Genomic DNA, 6,110 nt, shown 5'->3' with positions numbered 1-6,110 from the left:
CCGGCGCGCGCGCGCAGGCGCCAGCCCTGCCAAAGCAGCCTCAGGAGCACCGCGGCCACCAGGGCGGCGCCCAGCGTCTGCCCGGCGGCCTGGTCCGCCGCGCGCCCGGCGAGGAAAACCAGCGCGCCGATGAGCACGCCGTTGACGACGAGGTTCGCGCCGTAGAGGCCGACGAAATCGCGCTCATGCTGCAAGCGTGCGGCCCAGAGGCCCGCGAGCATGGCTGCGGGCAGCGCCAGGGCGCTCCAGACCAGCGCCGCGCTGACCGCACCCTGTAGCGCAGGCGCCACCCCCGGCAGCAGCAGCGCGCCGAGCGGAATCCGCGCAGCGCACATCAGCGCGGCGAGCACGAGCGCCCCCCACAGCAGGCGCCAGGCGACCCGGTTCTGCGTTGCCTGCTGCTGCCCCGCGGTCTCTTGCGCCCAGCGCGGCAGGAGCACATAGGCCAAGGCCCCGCTCGCCAGCACGCCGGACAACCAATCCGGCAGGGTCAGCATGACGATGAGCACGTCGGCCATTGCAGAGCTGCCGAATGCGGCGGCCAGCGCCGTCTCGCGCAACACGCCGAGCACCCGGCTGGCGAGCAGCAGCGTCAACGAGAGCAGGCCGGCTTGGAGAAACATGCGGCAAGATTATCGAGGCTCGGTGAAGGACGAACTCCGCGCGCGCATGCGGCGGCCGCAAAAAACTAGAATCGCAGGCTTCGGCCCGAAACAACGCATCCCAACGCCCATCGCCCACTATCTGCCGGCGGCCCTCCATGCCAGACAACGCCAACACCCCCGCCGCCCTCCAGGACGAAAACCAGCTCATCGCCGAGCGCCGTGAGAAGCTCCGCGCCCTGCGCGCCGTGCAGGCCGGCGGCGGCGGCGTGGCCTTTCCGAACCATTTCAAACCCGCGCACCAGGCCGCGCAACTGCACCTGGCGCATGGCGCGGCCACGGCCGAGGCCCTGCAGGCCGAACCCGTGGACGTCAGCGTCGCGGGCCGCGTGATGCTCAAGCGCGTCATGGGCAAGGCCAGCTTCGTCACCCTGCAAGATGGCTCGCTGGGCGAAGCCGGCGGGCGCATCCAGCTGTACGTCACGCGCGACGCCGTGGGCGATGATTTGTACGCCGCCTTCAAGCACTGGGATCTGGGCGACATCGTGGGCGCGCAGGGCACGCTGATGAAGACCCGCACGGGCGAGCTGTCCGTCAAGACGACCCAGCTGCGTCTGCTGACCAAGAGCCTGCGCCCCCTGCCCGACAAATTCCATGGCCTGGCGAACCAGGAGCAGAAATACCGCCAGCGCTATGTGGACCTGATCACCGACGAGCAGGCGCGCACGCGTTTCACCGCGCGCAGCAAGACCGTGAGCGGCCTGCGCGAATTCATGGTGCGCCACGGCTTTCTGGAAGTCGAGACGCCGATGCTGCACCCGATCCCCGGCGGGGCCAACGCCAGGCCCTTCGTGACGCAGCACAACGCGCTCGAACAGCAGATGTACCTGCGCATTGCGCCCGAGCTGTACCTCAAGCGCCTGATCGTGGGCGGCTTCGAGCGCGTGTTCGAGATCAACCGCAGCTTTCGCAACGAAGGCATCTCGGTGCGCCACAACCCCGAGTTCACCATGCTCGAGTTCTACGCGGCGTACTGGAACTACCTGGACGTGATGGACTTCACCGAAACGCTGGTCCGGGAAATGGCGCTCCAGGCCACGGGCGCGCTGCAACTGAACTACCAGGGCCGCGCCGTGGATCTGGCGCAGCCGTTCGCACGCCTGAGCATCCGCGAGGCCATCTTCCAGTACACCGAGGCCGGCGCGCACGTGGACGACGCCGCCTGGCTCGTCAGCGCGCTCAAGAAGCTCGGCCTGACGCAGGAAAAAGACCGGCTGTCTGCGCGCAGCCTCGCCAGCCTGCAGGTGCTGTACTTCCAGGAGACGGTGGAAGACAAGCTGTGGCAGCCGACCTTCATCGTCGAGCACCCCACCGAGATCTCGCCGCTGGCGCGCGCCAACGACGCGCGCCCCGAGGTCACGGAGCGGTTCGAGCTCTACATCACCGGCCGCGAATTGAGCAACGGCTTCAGCGAACTCAACGACGCCGAAGACCAGGCCGCACGCTTTCACGCCCAGGTCGCCGCGAAGGACGGCGGCGACGACGAGGCCATGTTTTTTGACCATGACTTCGTGCGCGCGCTGGAATACGGAATGCCCCCCACGGGGGGTTGCGGCGTGGGCATCGACCGCCTCATGATGCTGCTCACCGACAGCCCCGCGATCCGCGACGTGATCCTGTTCCCCGCGCTGCGCAGGGAGTCCTGAGAGCCCTCCGGTCCCGACCGCCCCAGACCGCGAGCCATCCCCCCTTCATGGTCACTTCCCGCATGCAACTCTGGCAAACCCACCTGCCCGATTGGGTGCAGGACTGGCTCGAAGTCATCGTCCCCGGTGCGCAGATCCTGCTGATCCTGTTCATCGCCTGGCTGCTGCAATACCTGTTGCGCCGCCTGGTCCGCCGCGCGGGCACGCGCTGGCAGTTGCCCGGCGAACTGCTGTCCCCGATCAATGGCCTGATCCGCTGGATCATCGTTGCCGGCGCGATGGTGCTCGTGCTCGAGCGCATGGGCGTGTCGGCCACGGCGCTGTGGACGGCGCTCACCGGCTTTGCCACCGTGGGCGCGGTGGCGTTCTTTGCCGCGTGGAGCGTGCTGTCGAACCTGTTTTGCGCGCTACTGATCTTCACCATGCGGCCGTACCGCGTGGGCGACTACATCGAGGTGCTGGACACCGCCGAAAAGGTCGGCGCCATCGGGCGCGTGGTGGACATCAATCTGCTCTACACCATACTGGAAGAGCACGCGCCTCCGCACAGCGGCGCCTGGCTGCAAATCCCGAACTCGCTGATCTTCCAGCGTGTGGTGCGCCGCTTCCGGGGAATTCCTCCGCCCCCGCGGCCGCCGCGGCGAATGCTGGCGGCTAGCCTGGGAGCCAGCGGCCAATACGGCTGCGCGCGTTCATTGCAGCCCTTGCGCGAGCGCGCCCAAACTCCAGCGGCGCACGGCCTGCCCCGCTGCATCATCGAGATGGCCGGTCCACACCGTGCGACTGGGTCCTGCGAGGCGGTAGAGCGTCTGGAACGCGGTATGCACCCGGAGTCGTCGCTGCGCCGAGGAGTCCGCCGGGGCCGCGCAGGCGCCGCAGTACGCATTCCAGGCGCTGTGGATGGACGCTTCGGGATCGGTCCCGGCGCGCAGGTCGCGGATGACGTACTCGCTGAGCAGATAGGCCACGTCGTAGAGCCCCTCTCCGAAATGTCCCTGCTCAAAGTCGATCACCGACACCCCGTTCGCGGCAACCAGCACATTGCGCGAGTTCAGATCCCCGTGTACCGCTTGCGCGTCCGCTCGCAGGTACTCCCCGATGAACCCCTGCGCAGACGCATGCAGGGACGCCGGCATTTCTGCGAGCAAGCGCGTGTATTGCAGATCGACCTTGAACGCCTTGAACGGAGCACTCGCTTCCAGCAGCAAGCCGCGAGGCTCCAGCGGCAACGCATGAAGCACCGCCAGCCAGGCCATGACGCGAGGAAGCGGACCTTCGGCCCCGCGGCTACCGACGCGCAGCATGTCGTACAGCGGATCGCCCTGCGCCTGGTCCATCGCGATCAGGTCGTCGTCGGCCAGCACGGCCAGCAATGCGGGCACGCCCACCGCCGATTCGCGCGCGCTGGCGCGCAGCGCGAGGTCATGCCAACGCGATGCGACCAGGCAGCGCTGCGCCGCGCTGGTGGGCAGCGGCGGAAAGCCGTCCGAGCTCGCGGTGTCCGTCAAGCGCTTCAGGTACTTGGTACCCAGCGAGGACTCCACCCGCACCACCCGGTTGAACAGACCGCCCGTGGCGTTCTCGAGCCTCAGCGGCTGCCGGGGCCACAGCGCACGCGCGGCGCGCTCCATGCGCGGATCGATCGCAGAGGGTTCGGACATTTCCATCTGCGCACTGCCGACCGCGCCCAAGCCTGTTCAGGCGCGGCCGATGATCGACGCCGTGGCCATGAGCTCTTCGAGCAGCGCAAACGACATCCTGCCCGACATCGCATAGGGGTCGAGCTCCGGCTTCTCGGAATATTTGAGCAAGATGGAATAGTTGATCTTGGAGAGGTTCACCTGCCCCATGGTCCAGCCGCCGAAGCGGCGCTCGGTGATCTCTTCGTAATGCAGCAGTTCCACGTCCTTGTGGCGCGGGTCGCGCTGGATATGACCGTACAGATCGCTCACTGCACAGCGACCGCCCTCGATGGCTTGCAGAAAGACCCCGCCGCCGTAGCAGAGCACCCCGGTGATTCCGCAGCCCGGGTTGTGCTGTCGTGACTGGGTGAGGATGGCTTCGATGGCTGCGGGCGAGGTATCGACCGCGCGGCTGGCGTAGAGCAGGCGGACCAACATGGTCAGTTCCTTCCAGGAATGAGCGAGAGGAATTCACGGCGCAGCGCGCTGTCCTTGAGGAACACGCCGCGCATCACCGAGTTGATCATCTTGCTGTCCATGTCGCGCACACCGCGCCAGGACATGCAAAAGTGGCTGGCCTCCATCACGATGGCCAGGCCGTCGGGCTGGGTTTTCTCCATGATCAGGTCGGCCAGCTGCACCACGGCTTCTTCCTGGATCTGGGGCCGGCCCATGATCCAGTCCACGAGCCGCGCGTACTTGGACAGGCCGATCACGTTGGTGTGCTCGTTGGGCATCACGCCGATCCATATCTTGCCGATCACGGGACAGAAGTGGTGGCTGCAGGTGCTGCGCACGGCCAGCGGCCCCACGATCATGAGCTCGTTGAGGTGCTCGGCGTTCGGGAACTCGGTGATGCGCGGCTGCACCACGTAGCGGCCCTTGAACACCTCGTTGAGGTACATCCTGGCCATGCGGCGCGCGGTGTTGTGCGTGTTGTGGTCGTCCCGGGTGTTGATGACCATGCTGTCGAGCACGCCCTCCATCTTGCGCTCAACCTCGTCGAGCAAACGCTCCAACTCACCGGGCTCGATGAACTCGGCAATATTGTCGTTGGCGTGAAAGCGCTTGCGCGCCGCAACGAGCCGCTCACGGATCTTCACGGAAACAGGCGTGCCTTGGTCCGGCGGGGGAGGGAGCATATTGGCTGGGGAAGGTTGACTCGACAGGGGCCCGGGCATCGTACCAGCGAACGGCGCCCACGGACCGCAGGGCGTCAGCTCTTCGGGAGGGTCGCCGGCTGCAAGGCACGTAAACTGCGGCCATGCTCTGGATCAAAGCCTTGCACATCGTCTTCGTGGCCAGCTGGTTTGCCGGCCTCTTCTACCTGCCCCGCATCTTCGTGAATCTGGCGCTGGTCGCCCCGGGATCGGTCGCCGAGCGCGCGCGTCTGCTGCTGATGGCGCGCAAACTCCTGCGCTTTACCACGCTGCTGTCCGTTCCCGCGCTGGCGCTGGGGGCCTGGCTTTGGCTGGGCTACGGCATCGGCCGTGGCCCGGGCAATGGCTGGATGCACGCCAAGCTTGCCGTGGTGCTGCTCGTGATCGGCTACCACCACGCCTGCGGCGTCCTCTTGCGCAAACTGGCCGACGGCAGCAGCCGCCGCAGCCCCCGGTGGTTGCGCTGCTTCAACGAAGTGCCCGTGCTGCTGCTGCTCGCCGCGGTGCTGCTCGCGGTGGTGAAACCGTTCTGACACTGCGCGCTGCCCGTCCGCTACCTGTGCGCAGGAAGACCCATGCACAAGACCTCCGCCTGGCCGCTGGCGCTGATCTACGCAGCGCTCATCGTTTTTGCCAGCCTCTACCCCTTTGAGGGCTGGCGTGCGCAGGGCATAGACCCTCTGGTGTTCCTGCTGGCTCCGCTGCCCCCGGCGTACTGGACGGGGTTCGACCTGGCGATCAACGTCGCGGGCTATGCCCCGCTGGGCTTTTTGTTGGTGCTGACGCTGCTGCGTTCGGGCCGGGGGCGTGCGGCGGTGCGCTGGTCCGCGCTCGCGGGCGCGCTGCTGTCGCTGAGCATGGAGTTCCTGCAGATCTACCTGCCGCAGCGCGTCCCGTCGAACCTCGATCTGGCGCTGAATGCCTTCGGCACGCTCGCGGGGGCCCTGAGCGCGGCGCTGC

Annotated in this window: 7 protein-coding genes and 1 pseudogene; 4 read left to right on the top strand and 4 right to left on the bottom strand. The window is 67.2% G+C overall.

Annotated elements, in window-relative coordinates:
• On the bottom strand, window positions 1–623 hold a 623-nt coding region (locus VTU_RS0104185), incomplete at its 3' end, for a lipid II flippase MurJ (protein WP_010101106.1).
• Between the two features lie 137 nt (window positions 624–760).
• Between VTU_RS0104185 and lysS the strand changes: the two genes are divergently transcribed.
• Both lysS and VTU_RS31155 read left to right on the top strand, forming a co-directional pair.
• Window positions 761–2,308 carry a lysine--tRNA ligase gene (gene lysS, locus VTU_RS0104180; RefSeq protein ID WP_010101105.1) on the top strand — a complete coding sequence of 516 codons (1,548 nt, stop codon included), beginning with the start codon at window positions 761–763 and terminating at the stop codon, window positions 2,306–2,308.
• Between the two features lie 62 nt (window positions 2,309–2,370).
• Window positions 2,371–2,946 (top strand): annotated as a pseudogene (locus VTU_RS31155) (mechanosensitive ion channel family protein); the annotation flags it as partial.
• Between the two features lie 54 nt (window positions 2,947–3,000).
• Here VTU_RS31155 and VTU_RS0104170 read toward each other — a convergent pair.
• From VTU_RS0104170 to folE, 3 genes are read right to left on the bottom strand one after another with little or no spacing between them, the layout of a single operon-like run.
• On the bottom strand, window positions 3,001–3,969 hold the full coding sequence (locus VTU_RS0104170; RefSeq protein ID WP_169315367.1) for a phosphotransferase family protein: 969 nt from the start codon (window positions 3,967–3,969) through the stop codon (window positions 3,001–3,003).
• A 36-nt stretch (window positions 3,970–4,005) separates the two neighbouring features.
• Window positions 4,006–4,428, bottom strand: a complete 423-nt coding sequence (locus tag VTU_RS0104165) for a BLUF domain-containing protein (protein ID WP_010101101.1) — start codon at window positions 4,426–4,428, stop codon at window positions 4,006–4,008.
• Between the two features lie 2 nt (window positions 4,429–4,430).
• A complete protein-coding gene (gene folE, locus VTU_RS0104160; protein ID WP_201766096.1) occupies window positions 4,431–5,132 on the bottom strand; it encodes a GTP cyclohydrolase I in 702 nt (233 codons plus the stop codon).
• Between the two features lie 122 nt (window positions 5,133–5,254).
• Here folE and VTU_RS0104155 point away from each other — a divergent pair, with 122 nt between their 5' ends.
• On the top strand, window positions 5,255–5,683 hold the full coding sequence (locus tag VTU_RS0104155) for a CopD family protein (RefSeq protein ID WP_010101097.1): 429 nt from the start codon (window positions 5,255–5,257) through the stop codon (window positions 5,681–5,683).
• 42 nt (window positions 5,684–5,725) lie between these two features.
• On the top strand, window positions 5,726–6,110 hold a 385-nt coding region (locus VTU_RS0104150), incomplete at its 3' end, for a VanZ family protein (RefSeq protein WP_010101095.1).

The organism is Verminephrobacter aporrectodeae subsp. tuberculatae At4 (assembly GCF_000193225.1).
GTDB lineage: Bacteria > Pseudomonadota > Gammaproteobacteria > Burkholderiales > Burkholderiaceae_C > Acidovorax > Acidovorax aporrectodeae.
Note: the sequence above shows the minus strand (reverse complement) of the source record. Positions and strands in the feature narration are given on the sequence as shown.